The sequence below is a fragment of the Clostridium sp. genome, assembly GCF_032552055.1.
Taxonomy (GTDB): domain Bacteria; phylum Bacillota; class Clostridia; order Clostridiales; family Clostridiaceae; genus Clostridium.
Genome location: NZ_JAWGSV010000042.1, coordinates 1 through 17,426, shown reverse-complemented (window position 1 = coordinate 17,426; position 17,426 = coordinate 1). Strand labels below are relative to the sequence as shown.

The following is a 17,426-nucleotide window of genomic DNA, read 5'->3' as shown; positions in this document are numbered from 1 at the left end:
CAATCTTTTGGAGTACCACCATGCAATATCCCTCCATTAACAAATATTATATCATTTTCTTTTGCTAATACTTTTTTATCATCTAATATTATTAAAAATTCTCCTTTTATAATTTTTATAATTTCACATTCAGTATGCCAATGATAAGGCATATTATATCTTGGATTCTCTGGAGAAACGTGATAAAACTCTAGTGGAAAATCAAATCTACCATGTTGTTTATTTTCTTTATAATCAAAAAAATTCATAAAAATATATCTCCTTAAAATAGAAAAAGTGAATATTGTTATATTTTTTACTATTATAACACAAGAATTTATTCTTTTATATAACTATAATTAAGATAAAGTATAGTAAATGCTTTAATACATAAATAAATTTCAAGGAGATCAAGGAGATATTATGAGAGAAAGTAGAATTATTGGTGAGTATCCGGTTATTGGTATTAGACCTACAATTGATGCTAGAAAAGGTCAAGTAGATGTCAGAGGAGCCTTAGAGGATCAAACTATGAATATGGCAAAATCTGCAGCTGAACTCTTAAGAAATAACTTAAGGTATTCTAATGGAGAATCAGTACAAGTAGTAATTGCAGATACAACAATAGGACGTGTCTCAGAAGCAGCAGCTTGTGAAGATAAATTTAAGAGATTAGGAGTGGATATCACACTGACAGTTACTCCATGTTGGTGTTATGGTGCAGAAACTATGGATATGAATCCGATGACTATAAAAGGGGTATGGGGATTTAATGGAACAGAAAGACCAGGTGCTGTCTACTTAGCATCTGTTTTAGCGACTCATGCACAAAAAGGATTACCTGCCTTCGGGATTTATGGACATGATGTACAAGAAGCTGACGACACTGAAATTCCAGAAGATGTAAAAGAAAAAATATTAAGATTTGGTAGAGCTGCAGTTGCAGTTGCATCTATGAGAGGAAAATCATATTTACAAATAGGATCTATATGTATGGGGATTGGGGGATCAATTATTGATCCAAACTTTATAGAAGACTATTTAGGTATGAGAGTAGAGTCTGTTGATGAGGTAGAAATAATAAGAAGAATAACTGAAGGAATTTATGATAAAGCAGAATATGAAAAAGCATTAGCATGGACAAAGAATAAGTGTAAAGAGGGATTTGATAAAAATCCTATAGAAATTCAAAAATCAAAAGAAGAAAAAGAAGCTGATTGGGAATTTGTTGTTAAAATGATGTGTATTATTAAAGATTTAATGAATGGAAATAAAAATCTTCCTGATAAGTTTTCAGAAGAAAGACTTGGACATAATGCCATAGCTGCTGGTTTCCAAGGTCAAAGACAGTGGACAGATTTTTATCCAAACTGTGATTTTCCAGAAGCTTTATTAAATACTTCTTTTGATTGGAATGGACCAAGAGAGCCATATATATTAGCTACAGAAAATGATGTTTTAAATGGAATTAGTATGCTATTTGGAAAGCTTCTTACTAACAGAGCACAAATATTTGCAGATGTTCGTACTTATTGGAGTGCAGATGCAGTTAAAAAAGCTACTGGATATGAATTAGAAGGTATTGCAAAGGAAAGCGATGGTTTTATTCATTTAATAAACTCTGGCGCAGCATGCTTAGATGCTTGTGGAGCTGCAATTGATGAAAATGGTAATGGTGTTATGAAGCCATGGTATGATATTACAGAAAAAGACCAGGAAGCGATATTAGAGGCTACAACATGGAATGCTGCAGACAATGGATATTTTAGAGGTGGTGGATATTCATCAAGATTTTTAACTGAAGCAAATATGCCTGTGACTATGATTAGATTAAATCTTATAAAAGGGTTAGGTCCAGTTCTTCAATTAGTTGAAGGATACACAGTGAAATTACCAGAGGATGTTTCAGATAAATTATGGAAAAGAACAGATTATACTTGGCCATGTACATGGTTTGCACCAAGGGTTACTGGAAAAGGTGCCTTTAAAACAGCTTATGATGTTATGAATAATTGGGGAGCTAATCATGGAGCAATTAGTTACGGTCATATCGGTTCAGATATTATTACATTATGTTCAATGTTAAGAATACCTGTAAGTATGCATAATGTTCCAGAAGAAAAGATATTTAGGCCAGCAGCTTGGAATGCATTTGGTATGGATAAAGAAGGTCAAGACTATAGAGCTTGCATGAATTATGGTCCAATGTATAAATAGAGCGAATTTGTTAAGTAAGTATAGGTGGGATTTATGAATAAAATGGTTTCAAATAAAAAAGTTTTAGCTTTTGATTTTGGTGCATCCAGTGGAAGAGCAATGCTTTGTGAGTTTAATGGAGATACGATAGAAATAGAAGAAATTCATAGGTTTTCAAACGATCCAGTATTAGTGAATGGAACAATGTATTGGGATGTATTGAGACTGTTTTTTGAAATTAAACAAAGTTTATTAAAAGTAAAAGGCTTTGGAAAAATTCATAGTATTGGAATAGATACTTGGGGTGTTGATTTTGCTCTTTTAGATAAAGAAGGAAAAATAATTGAGAATCCAGTTCATTATAGAGATATTAGAACTGAGGGAATGATAGAAAAAAGTTTTGAAAAAATATCTAAAGATGAATTTTACAATATAACTGGCAATCAGTTTATGAATATTAACACAGTTTTTCAGCTCTTATCATTAAGGGAAAAAAGAGAAAAGTTTTTAAAAAATGTAGATACGATGCTATTAATGCCTGATTTATTTAATTACTTATTAACAGGTGTAAAAGCTACAGAGATCTCTATTGCTTCAACTACACAGTTATTTGATGCGAAAAATAGAACATGGTCAAATAAGATAATTGAATCATTAAATTTACCACATAATATTTTTAAAGAGATAGTACCTAGCGGACATATTGTAGGGAACCTATCAGATGAAGTATGTAATGAACTTGAAATTGATAGATGTAAAGTAATAGCTGTAGCAGGGCATGATACACAAAGTGCATTAGTTTCAGTACCTACATTAGATGAAGAATTTATATTTTTAAGTTGTGGAACCTGGTCTTTACTTGGAACGGAATTAAATGAACCACTAATTAATGAAAATTCATTAAAGTTTAATATAACGAATGAAAGTGCATATGGAAATAAAGTATCCTTTCTAAAAAATATTATTGGATTATGGTTAGTTCAGGAAAGTAGAAGGCAATGGATCCGAGAAGGAAAAGAATATAGTTTTGCTGAATTAGAAGAGGTAGCTAAATCCTCAGATGGATTTAAATGCTTTATAGACCCTGATAATCCTATATTTGTAGCTGCAGGAAATATCCCTGAAAGAATTAAGGAATATTGTAGAAGAACAGGTCAATATGTACCTAAGAGTAATGGAGAAGTTATAAGATGCATTAATGAAAGTCTGGCATTTAAATATAGATATTCTCTTGAGGAAATAAAACAATGTACGAAAAAAGATTATAAAAGCATCTATATGATTGGTGGCGGGACACAAAGTAAGCTCTTATGCCAAATGACAGCAAATGCATCTAATTGTAATGTAGTTGCAGGGCCTATAGAAGCTACCGTTTTAGGAAATGCAGCAATACAACTAATGGCTACTGGTGATATAAAAGATATAAATGAAGCACGTAAAATAATAAAAAACTCACAACAAATAGAATATTATGAGCCAGTAGAAGTGGAGAAATGGGAAGAGGGATATAGAAGATTTAAGGAGGTTATAAAATGTTAAAGGGAATACCAAGTATTCTGTCACCAGAATTATTAAAAGTATTATGTGAAATGGGACATAGTGATAGAATTGTTATTTCTGATGGTAATTTTCCAGCAGAAAGTATGAAAAAGAATTGTCAAATAATTAGATGTGATGGACATGGAACCTTAGAATTATTAGAGGCTATATTAAAGGTATTTCCATTAGATACCTATATAGATAAACCTGTAAGCTTAATGGAAGTGATGCCAGGAGATGATGTGGAAACCCCTATTTGGGATGAATATAAAAAAATAATATCAAAATATGATAATCGTAAAGAAAGTGCTGTAGGAACTATAGAGAGATTTAAGTTTTATGATGAGGCTAAAAATTCATATGCAATAATTGCTACAGGTGAACAAGCTTTATATGCAAACATTATATTACAAAAAGGTGTTATTACAAAATAATAGATTAATAAGGATTTAGGAGGATTTAAAATGAAATATATGGAAATAAGAGAACAAATCTGTGATGTGTGCCATAAGATGTGGCAATTAGGATGGGTTGCAGCTAATGACGGTAACGTAACTGTTAAATTAGAGGATGGTACATTTTTAGCAACTCCTACAGGGATAAGTAAGAGTTTTATTACACCAGAAAAATTAGTTCATATAAATGCAGAAGGTGAAGTAATTGATGGGTTAGAGGGATTAAAGCCATCCTCAGAAATTAAGATGCACTTAAGATGTTATAAAGAAAGAGAAGATGTTGGTGCAGTTGTGCATGCGCATCCAGCAACAGCAACAGGATTTGCAGTAGCAAATTTACCTATGGATCGTTATACTATGATAGAAACAGTAGTTGCAATTGGATCAATTCCTATAGCACCATATGCAACTCCTTCTACTAATGAAGTTCCAGAAGGGATTGCTCCATTTTTAAAAGAACATGATGTAATATTGTTGCAAAATCATGGAGCATTGACTGTTGGAGAAGACTTAATTACTGCATATTATAGAATGGAAACATTAGAATTATATGCCAAAATAAGCTTAACAGCTCATTTATTAGGTGGGGAAAAGGAAATTGATAGAAAAAATATTGATACATTAATAGAACTAAGAAAAGTTTATGGAGTTACAGGAAAGCACCCAGGATTTAAGCGTTATAGAGAAGAAAATTAGTAAAATAATTATTAGATTAAGTTTTAATGGAATAAATTAAGATTGACAATTTTAATATTAAAATCAAAAAGCTACAAGTTAAATTATAAGACTTGTAGCTTTCTCGCTTTTATCTATAAAATTTAAGGTTTTGTAGATTTTTGGAGTTGTGTTTTCTATAATATCCTATATTTGATACATCCTTTCTTAACTAAATATTATTTGAAAGGTATAATATAAAATAAGATTTTTAATAAATAACATAAAAAGTTCCACATTATATAGTGGAGTTTTTTGGATTTTTCTTTAATAAGTGGAATGCTATAATACAAATGAGAGGTGGAGAAAATGATTACATTGACAGAACGATGTAAACAAATAGTAATTGAATTGCTTAATAATGATATTGTAACTTTGAAAGGTTTAGAGGGCAGTATAAAAGTTTCAAGAAAAACATTAGTTAAAGATTTAGATATCATAGATGAGTTTTTAGAGCAGTTTAATATAACTCTATATAGAAAGCCTAAAGTAGGAATATGGTTAATAGGGGAAGAAGAGCAAAAAGTGTATTTGCAAAGTCTTATTGGATTTAAGCAACATGATCTTCCAAACTCATCAAAAGAGAGACAAGCATATATTATGTCTAGATTATTAAATAGTAATGAATACATTACTATTCAGAATTTAGCAGACGAAATGTATGTAAGCAAAGGAACAGTAAATAATGAACTTTTGAAAGTTAAAGAATTGGTTAAAAGTAAAGGTTTAAAATTAGAAAAAAAACAAAATAGAGGAATAATCATTAAGGGTAAAGAAGAGGCAATACGTCATGAATATGCAAATATGATTACAGATGAAGAAAATTTAAACTATATGTTAAATTTAATGAATGACTCTAATTTATCGGAAGGTAATGATAATTTTAAAAGTTATTTTAGTAATGAGTTTTTACATATATTCAATGAAAACGATGTTAGTAAAATTTCTGAAATTATTAAAGATGTTGAGGGTGACTTAGGAGGAATATTTTCAGATTCAGCTTTTGTCGCATTAGTAATTCATATAGCAATAGCAATTAAGAGAATAAAGGAAGGCTATAAAATAAAAACAGATTTTGTGAATTTAAGGAAAATTAAAAATACCTTAGAATATAGTTTAGCTATTAAGTTAACAGATAAGATACAATCTGCTTTTAAAGTTCAAATGCCTACTGAAGAGATAGGATATATTGCTATGCATATTTTAGGAGCTAAGCTATTAAAGGTTAATAATGAGGAGATATCAACATATATGATCAGTGGTATATTTGATGAATCATTAAAAAGAAATGTTAAAGATATGATTACTAAAGGTGAAGAAGTACTACAAGCAAGATTATCAGATGATGAACTGTTATATGAATATCTACTTATTCATTTAAGGACAGCTATAAATAGATTAGTAAATAATATGCCAATAAAGAATCCTTATATAAAAGAAATTAAGAAAAAATATCCTCTAGCATTTGAATCAGCAGTAAATGCATTTGAAGTTTTAGAAGAAATCTACAACTTAGAAGCAAGTGAAGATGAAATAGGATATATAGCAGTACATTTTGAAGCTTCGTTAGAAAGGATAAGAATAAAGAATAATAGTTTGATTAATGTAGTAGTGGTATGCAGTACAGGAATGGGGACATCTCAATTGGTAACTGCAAAGCTTAAAAGAGTATTTAGTGATATTGAAATATTGGATGTAATCTCTGCTATTGATACTAAGAATAACCCTCTATTAGAGAAAGCTGATATTGTCATATCTACTATTCCAATAGTTATTAAGCATAAATGTGTAATTATTGTAAACCCATTTCTACCAGAGAATGATATTAAGAATATAAAGAGGCAAATTAAAAAAAGTTATACAAATCCTAGAGAGTCTCGTAATAAGAAGATAGACAATATTTATAATGAAGACCTAGTATTGTTAAATGCAGACTACGCTAATAAGGAAGAACTACTTAAGTCTATTTGTGATATGTTGCAAAAGAAAGGTTATGTAACGAAAGATTATATTAATACAGTAATTTCTAGAGAAAAAATTTCATCTACATCATATGAAAATATTGCTATACCACATGGAGATCATAGTGAGGTAATTAAACCTTGTATAGTAATTTGCACTTTAAAAAAATCAATTTGCTGGGATAAGTATAAAGTAAAAATTGTATTTTTAATTTGCATGAATAATTCAATTAAGAAATATTTAGGAGAGATATTTAATAATCTATATGATTTGATTGATGACCAAGATAAGGTAAAGCAGATATTGGGAAAAAGCAGCAAAAATGAAGTATTAGATATAGTTTTAAATAATTAATATGGGGAAGTGAATAATATGGATATATCTAAATTAATAAATGTACATACAATTAAATTAGAATTAGAAGCAAAAGATAAAATTGATGTAATTAGCCAATTAGCAGATATGTTAGATAAAGATGGAACTTTAAAAGATAAAGATAGGTTTATTCAAGATGTACTAGATAGAGAGAAGGAATATACAACTGGGGTTGGGAGAGAAATTGCTATACCTCATGGCAAGTCAGAAGGTGTGAAAAGTACTAGTATAGCATTAGCAAGGCTAAAAAATTCAGTAGATTGGAAATCATTAGATGATAATCCAGTAAAGTTAGTATTTTTATTAGCAGTAAAAAAGGAAGATGAATGTGAAATGCATTTAAGAATTTTATCTAAGATAGCAGTTAATCTTATGGAAGATGAATTTGTAGAGAGGCTATTTACAGCTAAAGATGAGGAAGAGATTTTAAAAATAATAAATCAAATAAATTAAAAAGTATATGGAGGTATCAATTATGAAAATTGTAGGGGTTACAGCTTGTCCAACAGGAATAGCACATACTTATATGGTGGCTAGGGGATTAGAGAAGGTAGCAAAGGAGTTAGGACATGAGATAGCAATTGAAAAACAAGGAGCATTAGGAATTGAAGATGAGTTAACAGCTGAGCAAATAAGAGAAGCTGATGTGGTTATTTTTGCAACAGCTACAGGTGCTCAAAGAGAAGAAAGGTTTGAAGGAAAAGATATTTTAGACGTAGAAATAAGTGAAGCTTTAAAGAGTCCAAAAGAAATAATTTTAGAAGCTGTAAATGGTTAATTAATTTAAGGGGGAAGATAAATATGGCAGTAACAAAGAGAGAAAGAGGAAAAAAACAATCACATAAGGAGATAATCAAGAAGGCTATATTTAATGGATTATCATATATAATTCCATTAGTAGCTGGTTGCGGATTATTAATGACATTGGGTATGATAATACACATGTTAACTGGAAATGACTTAACTACTTATGGTGTAGATGTAAGTAATTGGTATGATATGAGTCAGTTAACAACGATACCATTATTATTTAAAGCAATTGGATTATGGGGATTATGGCTAGTACCATCATTTCTAGGGGCATTTATTGCTCAATCAATTGCTGGAAAACCAGGAGTGGCTCCAGGATTTCTAATAGGAATGTTAGCTTATTATATGAATGGTGGCTTCATAGGAGGAATTATAGCAGGAATTATAGCAGGATATGTTGCAAATTTTATAAAAGAAAAAGTGAAATTAGGACAAAATTGGATGGGATTAGTTAGTTTTGTTATTATACCGTTAAGCACTTTAGTTGTAGGTATATTAGCTTATAAATATGGAGTTGGTATAATAATTGAATTTATAATGAATCAATTGACTAATTTGCTTTCAATAATGGGAGAGAGACCAGAACTTAAAATATTGTTAGGATTAGTTATAGGAGCAATGACATGTACAGATTTTGGAGGTCCTATTAATAAAACAGCTATATTATTTGGATTTGGAGTTTATACAGCAAATAAAGTTCCATTAACTATTGCACATTTAACATGCTTTGTACCAATGGCAGGATTATTTATAGCTTATCTAATTAATAAGAAACATTTTAGTAACTCAGGAAAGCAAAATGCAATAAACAATATGATTTTATGCATTGCTGGAATAGGTGAAAATACAATACCGTTTGCTATGGCTAAGCCAAAGATAATTATACCTGCAAGTATGATAGGGGGAGCAGTTTCAGGAGCGCTAGTTGCTATTTTTAACATTGTAATTACACCAACAGTTGGATTCTGGATGGCATTGCCTTTTGTTCCAATAGAAAATGGTATAAGAGGATTATTACTTTATATTTTAGCTTATACAGTGGGAGCTATAATAATAGCTTTACTTATAACTATAGGAATAAAGAGAGAAGTAAGAAAAACAAATCAAGAGACAATCTTCTTTGAAGAAAGTGATAGCTTGTTAAGTTTTTAAAAATTAATAAACAATCTTCCTGATATATAAAATTATATTATATCAGGAAGTAAAATATATTATAGATAGGATTAGGTGAGATATTTATGAAAAACATAAGTGATAAGGCAACGGCACATGTGCTTCACCATACTCATTGGGATAATGAATGGTATTTTAGTGAGCAAGACTCATTAATACAATTTATCTATCATATGGACGAGTTAATAGAGGCATTTGATAATAATGAAATTAGTAAATTTTTTTTAGATGGACAAACGGCAATTTTAGATGATTATTTAAAAGCTGTTCCTAATAGTATTGAAAAAGTAAAAAGTCTAATAAAGGATAAAAAGTTATCAGTTGGACCATTCCATACACAACCGGATTGTTTTATTTCAAGTGCTGAATCTATAATAAATAATTTGAGATTAGGTATAGAAACGGGAGAAAAATATGGTGGAGTATCTAAAGTAGCATATCTACCAGATTCATTTGGACATTCTCAAGATTTTCCTAAGATATTTAAAGGTATGGGAATAGATAGTTTTGTATTTAGAAGAGGTATTGGAGATAAACATAAACTTCCTATAGATTTTTATTGGAAATCAAACGATGGTAGTGAAGTATTATCTAATGTTGAAATATGTGGATATGGATTTGCTACTGAAAGTTTTATGGATGGAACTTTAAATAAAGAGAATGAAAATAAATATGATGGCAGAGATGTACATGATAGAATCAATCAATTACTAGAAAATAGTAGGTTAGAGAATGAGTTTTTATTACCTATTGGTGAAGATCAAACACCTGTATTAAAAGATTTTAATAGGGTGTTAAATAAGTATAATAAGGAAGATGGATTATATAGCTTCGTAGAAACAACACTAGAAGAATATATGAATAGATTAAGAGATTATGGTAAAAATATTCCAAACTATACTGGAGAAATAATTGACACACAGTATAATAGGGTTCATAAATCAATATTTTCTGCTAGATCAGACATAAAGGCACTTCAAGATAAAATTGAAAGATTAATGACATATGAGGTACAGCCTTTGATGGCTATGTTAGATAAAGTAGGTATAGAGTATAAAAAAGAGGTTATAGATATTATATGGGACTTGCTTGTTAGAAGTCAAACTCATAGTTCAGCTACTAATACTGATGAAACAAATGAGCTTATTTTTGAAAGAACTAAGAAAGCATATAATTTAGCTCATGCATTAAAAATATACTTAGCTAGAAAAATAGCTATTTCTGTTGGAGAGCAAAAAGAGTCCTTAGCGTTATCACAATGCGCAAGTCAAGGTAAGGGAAATAATATAATGCCGCTAGTAATATTTAATACACTACCATATGAACGAGATATAATTTCCAAGATAAGTGTTTATACAAAAAATAAAGATTTTAAAATACAATTAGATGAAAAAGATGTTAATTACAGTATTGTAAAAGTAAATAAATCATATTCTGGGGTAATTAGAAAAGATGAGAGTCTAATGGATAAAGATAATTATTTCTATACCACAGATATAATTATTAAAAATAGATTAAAAGGTTTATCGTATGAAACATTGCAAATAATAGATGGTGAAAAGGCCACTTTAAGTGATATAGCCTACAATAATCAGATAATTGAAAATAATATATATAGAATTGATTTTAATAATAATCTAGTAATAACTAATAAAGTTACAGGAGAAGTATATAACAATCCTATATATTTCGAAGAGTCAGGAGACGAAGGAGATAATTATGATTATTCATATCCTGATAATGACATGATAAATAAATATTATTTAGATAATATAAAATTAATTAATTCTTACACCACAAATGATATGAGTGAATTAACTGTTGAGGGAGAATTTTTAGTTCCAAAAGATCTAGAAAGTAGAATGAAAAAAGATAAAGATTCTACTTTAATTATTAAAATGACTTTAAGACTAAGAAATAATAGTAATGTTATTGAATGCTATGGAAAAGTTAAAAATAGCTCTAAAAATCATAGAGTAAGATTAGTAGTAGATACTAAACTACAGAGTAAATCATCCTATGCAGGAACACAATTTGGAGTTGTGGAAAGAGAAACAGAAGTTGAAGAGCTAAAAATATGGAAGAAAGAAAATTGGTCTGAAGAACCATCTCCAACAAATCCATTATTGAATTATGTTGCATTAAAAGATGAAAATAAGTCTGTAGTAGTGTATACAAGAAGTTCTAAAGAATATGAGATAATTGGAGAAGATAAAAGTGATATTGCCATAACTTTATTTAGATCCGTTGGTCATTTCGGTTTACCAGACCTTAACAGAAGACCTGGTAGAGCAAGCGGATTATTAAATAAGATTATTGAAGCACCGCAAAGTCAAATGATTGGAGATAATAGCTTCCATTTAGGAATAAGCTTTGGAAATAAATATAATAGGACCAATATAGCTAAAGATTATGTTAATTTTGCAGTTGATCCAGTTTATTATCAAAGTCAGCTGTTAGAAAGAGTTGTTTACCCTATATCATACTTTGGTACTAATCCTTTAGATATAGATGTTTCAGAAAAATCAAATTTAATAGACCTAGTAGATTCAAATGCTATATTTAGTACATTTAAGAAATCTAGTAAGGGAGATTCATATATTTTAAGAATATACAATAATGAAGATTATGAAATTGATGGTGGAAAATTAGAGATTAATTTTGAATATGATGATATAAAGTTTACTAATATTATGGAAAATGAGGATATTCCAGGTAGTATAGAAATTGGTAAATTAAAACCAGGAGAAATAAGGAATATTAAGATATTAATATAGTTAATTACTTTGTATGATCATTATGGAGGAAAATATGAAATCTAAATATAATAAACAACCATATGTAGAAGTAAAGGGATATGATAATTCTCATGTATGGAATGGATATGAAGAAATAGTTACAGAATTGAAATTAAAGCTAGAAAATCTATCGGGAAACAAAAAAGTTATTGCTATTGACTTCTATCCTGGTGTAATAGTAGAGGAAATCAAAAGTGGTATTATAGATAAAATAGATGCAAAATTAAAAATATTTACTGATGAGGCTATTTTTGAAGATATTGATACTGTGGAAGAGAAAATTAAAGAAGTTGTTACTGATGATAGAGTATTTGGTAAAATTTCATTACAAAGCTTTCAAGATTTTATAAATAAAGATGGATTAGAAAATAGTAAAAAAGAAATAGATGAAACTAATGGCGTAATCATAGTATATGGTGTTGGGGCTAATCTTTTAGTTGAGCCAGATATATATATTTTTGCGGATTTAGCTAGATGGGAAATACAACAAAGATATAGATCAGGAGATATTCCTAACTGGAAGGGTAGAAACTTTAATGAAGATCCATTAAGAAAGTTAAAAAGAGGATACTTCTTTGAGTGGAGAGTAGCTGATAGATATAAGAAACGTAGATTTAATAAGTTTGATTATATTTTAGATACAAATTTAAAGAATACTCCTAAAATGATAACAGGAGATTCATTCAGAGCAGGTTTAAAAGAAACTGTTAATAGGCCGTTTAGAGTTGTTCCATTCTTTGACCCAGGGGTTTGGGGTGGACAATGGATGAAGGACGTTTGTGATTTAGATAGAAATATGGAAAACTATGCTTGGTGCTTTGACTGTGTACCAGAAGAAAACTCATTATTATTAAAGGTTGGAGATAATATTGTTGAAATTCCATCTATTGATGCTGTACTAACTCATCCGAGAGAGCTATTAGGAGAAAAGGTACATGGTAGATTTGGGGCAGACTTCCCAATAAGATTTGATTTCTTAGATACTATGGGAGGACAAAACTTATCTCTTCAAGTACATCCCGTAGTAGAGTACGCACAAGAGAAGTTTGGACTTCACTATACTCAAGAGGAATCATATTATCTTTTAGATGCAAAAGAGGATGAGGAGACTTATGTATATCTTGGAGTAAAGGATGGAATGACTAAAGAAAAATTCTTTGGTGATTTAAGAAAGGCTCAAAATGGAGAGGGAGATTTTAATGCAGAGGAGTACTCTAATAAAATAGAGGCTAAGAAGCATGATCACTTCCTAATTCCACCTGGAACAGTTCATTGCTCAGGCTCAGATACTATGGTTTTAGAAATATCATCAACTCCTAACTTATTTACATTTAAGTTATGGGATTGGGGAAGACTTGGTATGGATGGTAAACCAAGACCAATTAATATAGGACATGGGGAAGAGGTAGTTCAATTTGATAGAGATACTAAATGGACTATGGAGAACTTAGTTAATCAAATAGAGGTAGTAGCAGAAGGTGATGGTTGGATTGAAGAGAGAACAGGTCTTCATGAAAAAGAGTTTATAGAAACTAGAAGACACTGGTTCACAAAAAAAGTACATCACAATACTAATGGTGGAGTTAATGTACTTAATCTAGTTGAGGGGAATGAGGCCATTATTGAGTCTCCTAACAATAAGTTTGAACCATTTGTAGTACACTATGCAGAAACCTTTATTATACCAGCATCAGTTGGCGAATATACAATTAAGCCATATGGTGATTCTGTAGGCAAAAAGATAGCTACAATAAAGGCATATGTTAGAAACTAAATATTAGACTAGAATATTTGAAAAATAAAGCTATTTTATGAGATAATGAAATGTTTATTTGTGAATCTGAGTTTTCAGTAGGAAAGTCCTAAATTAGTATATTTAGAGTAAATAATTAATTGTATACTCAAAAAATATATGTAATACTAATTATGAAAATAGCAACAGAAAAGATAAGAGTAAAAACTAAAAGATTTAACTGCCTTCTGTCTAATTGATAGGGGGCAGTTTATCTTAGAAAAGATAAATTTATTATACTTTCTAGGGTTAAGAACGGTGTTATTCGTATAACTTAAGAAGTGAAAGGTAAAGAATAGGAGAAAGAAGATATGTATCCAATTATATTTGAAAATATTTATTATGATAAAATATGGGGTGGAAGAGACTTTGAGTCATTTAGAAGTAACTTACCAGAAGGAATGATAGGAGAATCATGGGATATAGCATGTCATCCAAATGGTATAGGAATAGTAGAAAACGGAGAGTTTAAGGGAATTAGTTTTGATAAACTAATAGAAATATATGGACACAAGTTAGTTGGAGAAAAGATAAGTGTAGATAAGTTTCCATTATTAGTGAAGTTAATAAATTCAAAGGAAAAGCTATCAGTACAAGTACATCCAGGAGACGAATATGCTAAGAAGCATGAAAATGAATTTGGAAAGACAGAAGCTTGGTATGTAATAGATGCAAAGCCAGGAGCTTCATTAATAGTAGGAACAAAGAATTGTGATAAGACTACCTTTGAAAAAGCTATAGAAGAAGGAAGGGTCGAAGACTATTTAAATAGAATAGAAGTAAAAAAAGGGGATTGTTTCTTAATAGACAGTGGATTAGTTCATGCAATATGTGAAGGAGTAATAATAGCAGAGATACAACAAAATAGTGATGTAACTTATAGGGTATTTGACTATGGTAGGCCGAGAGAAATCCATGTGGAAAAATCATTAGATGTAATTAATTTTAATTTACAATGTAAAAATTTATCTAACAATCAAGAGAAACAAAAAGATGGATACAAAGAAGTTTTATTATGTGAAAATGAGTATTTTCATATGGAGAAATTAACTGTAGAGAATGAATACAAGAATGAAAGTGATAAAGATAGATTTTATATATATACAGTAGTAGATGGAGAGGGAGAAATAATTGCTGCAAATAATACTTTAAAGATAAATAAAGGAGATTCTATCTTTATACCAGCAACCTTAGGAGAATTTAAAATTGTGGGAAATATAACTATGTTAATGAGTTATGCAGTTTAATAGTAAGTGGATAGAAAAATTATCTAGATAACTTAATTTGTTAATTACAAATTAAGCTGAAAATTTATTTAATCTATTGTTTAAATAATTTAGTACAGATAACAGAAACAAAAAAGTAGCTACTATTAATAGATAAAAATCTATTAGTAGTAGCTACTTTCTAATTTATTACTTTGTATAATTATCGAAGTAACCTTGGATGAAGATTATAGGAGTTCCTTTATCTCCACTTCCTGATGTTAAGTCAGATAATGATCCTATAAGGTCAGTAAGTCTTCTAGGAGTAGTACCTTGAGATTCCATAGATCCAACTAAATCTGATTCCTTATTTTTAATATATTCTGATATTGCATTCTTAAGCTCTTCACCTTTTAAATCAGCAAAGTTATTATCAGCAAGATATTTTAATTTGATTTCGTTTGGAGTACCATTTAAACCTGCTGTATATGCTGGTGAAACAACTGGGTCAGCAAGTTCCCAAATTTTGCCTACTGGATCTTTGAAAGCTCCATCTCCATAAATCATAACTTCAACATCTTTTCCTGTCTTTTCTTTAAGAATAGCTTGTATATTATCAACTATTGGTTGACAGTCACGAGGGAAAAGTTTAACAGTTTCTTCTGTTGATTTGTTTGAACCTAATAATCCATAAGCTTCATTACATCCGCTTCCATCAATAGATTCACATAATATATTATCAAGGCTGTAAATTTTTTCTCCGCCATTTGCTTTTAAAATTTTCTTAGTTCTAAATCTTGTATGAATGTCACAAGTAAGAACACTCTTTGTATAATTTAATATAGTCTTAGGATTGTTTGAGAATATTACTTCACACTCAACACCATATTCTTCTACTAAAGATTTATAGTAATCAATGTAGTCAACTCCTGTGAAAGTATGTTTATTATATCCAAATAGATTACGGAATTCTTGTTCTGTTAAAACATCTGTCCAAGGATTAACTCCCTTTTCATCTAGCATATCTAAGTCAACTAAGTGATTTCCAACTTCATCAGATGGATAGCTTAACATTAATACTATTTTCTTAGCTCCCTTTGCTATACCACGAAGGCAAATTGCAAAACGGTTACGGCTTAAGATTGGGAATATAACACCAATAGTATCGTCACCAAACTTAGCTTTAACATCTGTAGCAATATTATCTATAGAGGCATAATTTCCTTGAGCACGTGCAACTATTGATTCAGTTACAGTAACTATATCTTTATCATTTATAGTAAAACCTTCAGCTTCTGAAGCTTTAAGTACGCTTTCTACAACGATATCTTCAATTTTATCCCCTTCTTTAATGATTGGGCAACGAAGACCTCTAACAACTGTACCAACAACTCTTTCCAAAACAATCTCTCCTATCAATTTAAAATTCATTTTAAATATTTCATACTCTTGTAATATACACCAATTAATGATATAAGTAAAATAAATAGAATGAATACATGGTATAAGGAGTACTTATATGATTACTAAATTAGATTTATATAAAGTCTTTTGTCAGGTAGGAAAAAGTAAAAGCTTTTCAAAGGCATCAAAGGAGCTTTACATGACACAGCCAGCAGTTAGTCAAGCTATAATGCAATTAGAAAGAGAGTTAGATATTAGACTTTTTAATAGAACACCAAAAGGGGTATCCTTAACTAATGAAGGAAGTCTTTTATTTGAATATGTAAATTCAGCAATTAATTTAATCAATGCTGGAGAAGAAAAAATATTAGAATTTAAAGATTTAACTGTAGGAGAGTTAAAGATTGGAGTAGGAGATACTATATCTAAGTATTTTTTGCTTCAATATTTAGAAGTCTTTCATAATAAATATCCTAATCTTAAATTTAAGATTATAAATGGAACTACTATAGAACTTTGTGCCTCAATTAAATCAGGAGAAATTGATATTGCAATATGTAATTTACCAATAGATGATCCTTCATTAGAAATAAGACCTTGTGGAGAAGTTAGAGATATTTTTGTTTGTGGAGAGAAGTATAAGGATTTATCAAAGGAGAAAATTTCCTTAGAAGAAATGGTTAAACATCCTTTAATATTTCTAGAACCAAGCTCTAATTCAAGAAAGTATGTAGAGAAGTTCATGTTATCTAAGGGGATAAAAATTTCTCCAGAGTTTGAACTTGGATCTTTTGATCTGTTGTTGGAATTTGCAAAGATAAACTTAGGCATTGCTTGTGTAGTAAAAGAATTTTCAAGAGATTATTTAGAAAGAGGATTATTATATGAAGTTAAGACTTTAGAAGAAATCCCTAGTAGAAGTATAGGGGTTTGTTATCTAAAGAGTGTTCCACTTTCATTAGCTTCTACAAAATTTGTTGAGATATTAGAAGGTTAATTAATTTTAAATATATTTATATAATTG

General features: G+C 29.7%; 14 protein-coding genes. 12 read left to right on the top strand and 2 right to left on the bottom strand.

Translation table 11 applies throughout. The features are described 5' to 3' along the window. Positions 1-248, bottom strand: a 248-nt coding sequence (locus tag E6248_RS05115) for an AraC family ligand binding domain-containing protein (RefSeq protein WP_316339737.1), incomplete at its 3' end; no start/stop codon positions are given. A gap of 154 nt (positions 249-402) precedes the next feature. Here E6248_RS05115 and E6248_RS05110 point away from each other — a divergent pair. The 11 genes from E6248_RS05110 (at position 403) to manA (ending at position 15,040) form a co-directional block, all read left to right on the top strand. After that, complete coding sequence (locus tag E6248_RS05110; RefSeq protein ID WP_316339736.1) at positions 403-2,196, top strand: L-fucose isomerase; 1,794 nt, start codon at positions 403-405, stop codon at positions 2,194-2,196. A 33-nt stretch (positions 2,197-2,229) separates the two neighbouring features. After that, the gene (locus tag E6248_RS05105; RefSeq protein WP_316339735.1) at positions 2,230-3,714 is read left to right on the top strand and encodes a rhamnulokinase family protein; all 1,485 of its coding nucleotides are present in this window, start codon (positions 2,230-2,232) and stop codon (positions 3,712-3,714) included. Next, positions 3,708-4,148 (top strand): RbsD/FucU domain-containing protein, encoded by a 441-nt coding sequence (locus tag E6248_RS05100; protein WP_316339734.1) that lies wholly within the window; start codon positions 3,708-3,710, stop codon positions 4,146-4,148. The genes E6248_RS05105 and E6248_RS05100 overlap by 7 nt, the downstream gene beginning before the upstream one ends. Before the next feature lie 30 nt (positions 4,149-4,178). Beyond that, positions 4,179-4,865 carry a class II aldolase/adducin family protein gene (locus E6248_RS05095; protein ID WP_316339733.1) on the top strand — a complete coding sequence of 229 codons (687 nt, stop codon included), beginning with the start codon at positions 4,179-4,181 and terminating at the stop codon, positions 4,863-4,865. 327 nt (positions 4,866-5,192) lie between these two features. Further along, positions 5,193-7,199 carry a BglG family transcription antiterminator gene (locus E6248_RS05090; RefSeq protein WP_316339732.1) on the top strand — a complete coding sequence of 669 codons (2,007 nt, stop codon included), beginning with the start codon at positions 5,193-5,195 and terminating at the stop codon, positions 7,197-7,199. An 18-nt stretch (positions 7,200-7,217) separates the two neighbouring features. Next, entirely contained in the window at positions 7,218-7,673 is a 456-nt protein-coding gene (locus E6248_RS05085) for a PTS sugar transporter subunit IIA (RefSeq protein WP_316339731.1), read from the top strand. Between the two features lie 22 nt (positions 7,674-7,695). After that, entirely contained in the window at positions 7,696-7,998 is a 303-nt protein-coding gene (locus tag E6248_RS05080) for a PTS fructose transporter subunit IIB (RefSeq protein WP_316339730.1), read from the top strand. A gap of 23 nt (positions 7,999-8,021) precedes the next feature. Continuing rightward, complete coding sequence (locus E6248_RS05075; protein WP_316339729.1) at positions 8,022-9,182, top strand: fructose-specific PTS transporter subunit EIIC; 1,161 nt, start codon at positions 8,022-8,024, stop codon at positions 9,180-9,182. Between the two features lie 86 nt (positions 9,183-9,268). Beyond that, entirely contained in the window at positions 9,269-11,980 is a 2,712-nt protein-coding gene (locus E6248_RS05070; RefSeq protein ID WP_316339728.1) for a glycoside hydrolase family 38 C-terminal domain-containing protein, read from the top strand. A 34-nt stretch (positions 11,981-12,014) separates the two neighbouring features. Further along, complete coding sequence (locus E6248_RS05065; RefSeq protein WP_316339727.1) at positions 12,015-13,775, top strand: class I mannose-6-phosphate isomerase; 1,761 nt, start codon at positions 12,015-12,017, stop codon at positions 13,773-13,775. A gap of 329 nt (positions 13,776-14,104) precedes the next feature. Beyond that, positions 14,105-15,040: a mannose-6-phosphate isomerase, class I gene (gene manA, locus E6248_RS05060; RefSeq protein ID WP_316339726.1), complete on the top strand. Its 936-nt coding sequence runs from the start codon at positions 14,105-14,107 to the stop codon at positions 15,038-15,040. Between the two features lie 168 nt (positions 15,041-15,208). Here manA and E6248_RS05055 read toward each other — a convergent pair whose 3' ends face one another. Continuing rightward, complete coding sequence (locus tag E6248_RS05055; RefSeq protein WP_316339725.1) at positions 15,209-16,399, bottom strand: coenzyme F420-0:L-glutamate ligase; 1,191 nt, start codon at positions 16,397-16,399, stop codon at positions 15,209-15,211. A gap of 118 nt (positions 16,400-16,517) precedes the next feature. On the opposite strand from E6248_RS05055, the gene E6248_RS05050 reads away from it, so the two are divergent. Then, positions 16,518-17,399 carry a LysR family transcriptional regulator gene (locus E6248_RS05050; protein ID WP_316339724.1) on the top strand — a complete coding sequence of 294 codons (882 nt, stop codon included), beginning with the start codon at positions 16,518-16,520 and terminating at the stop codon, positions 17,397-17,399. The last annotated feature ends 27 nt before the right edge of the window (positions 17,400-17,426 follow it).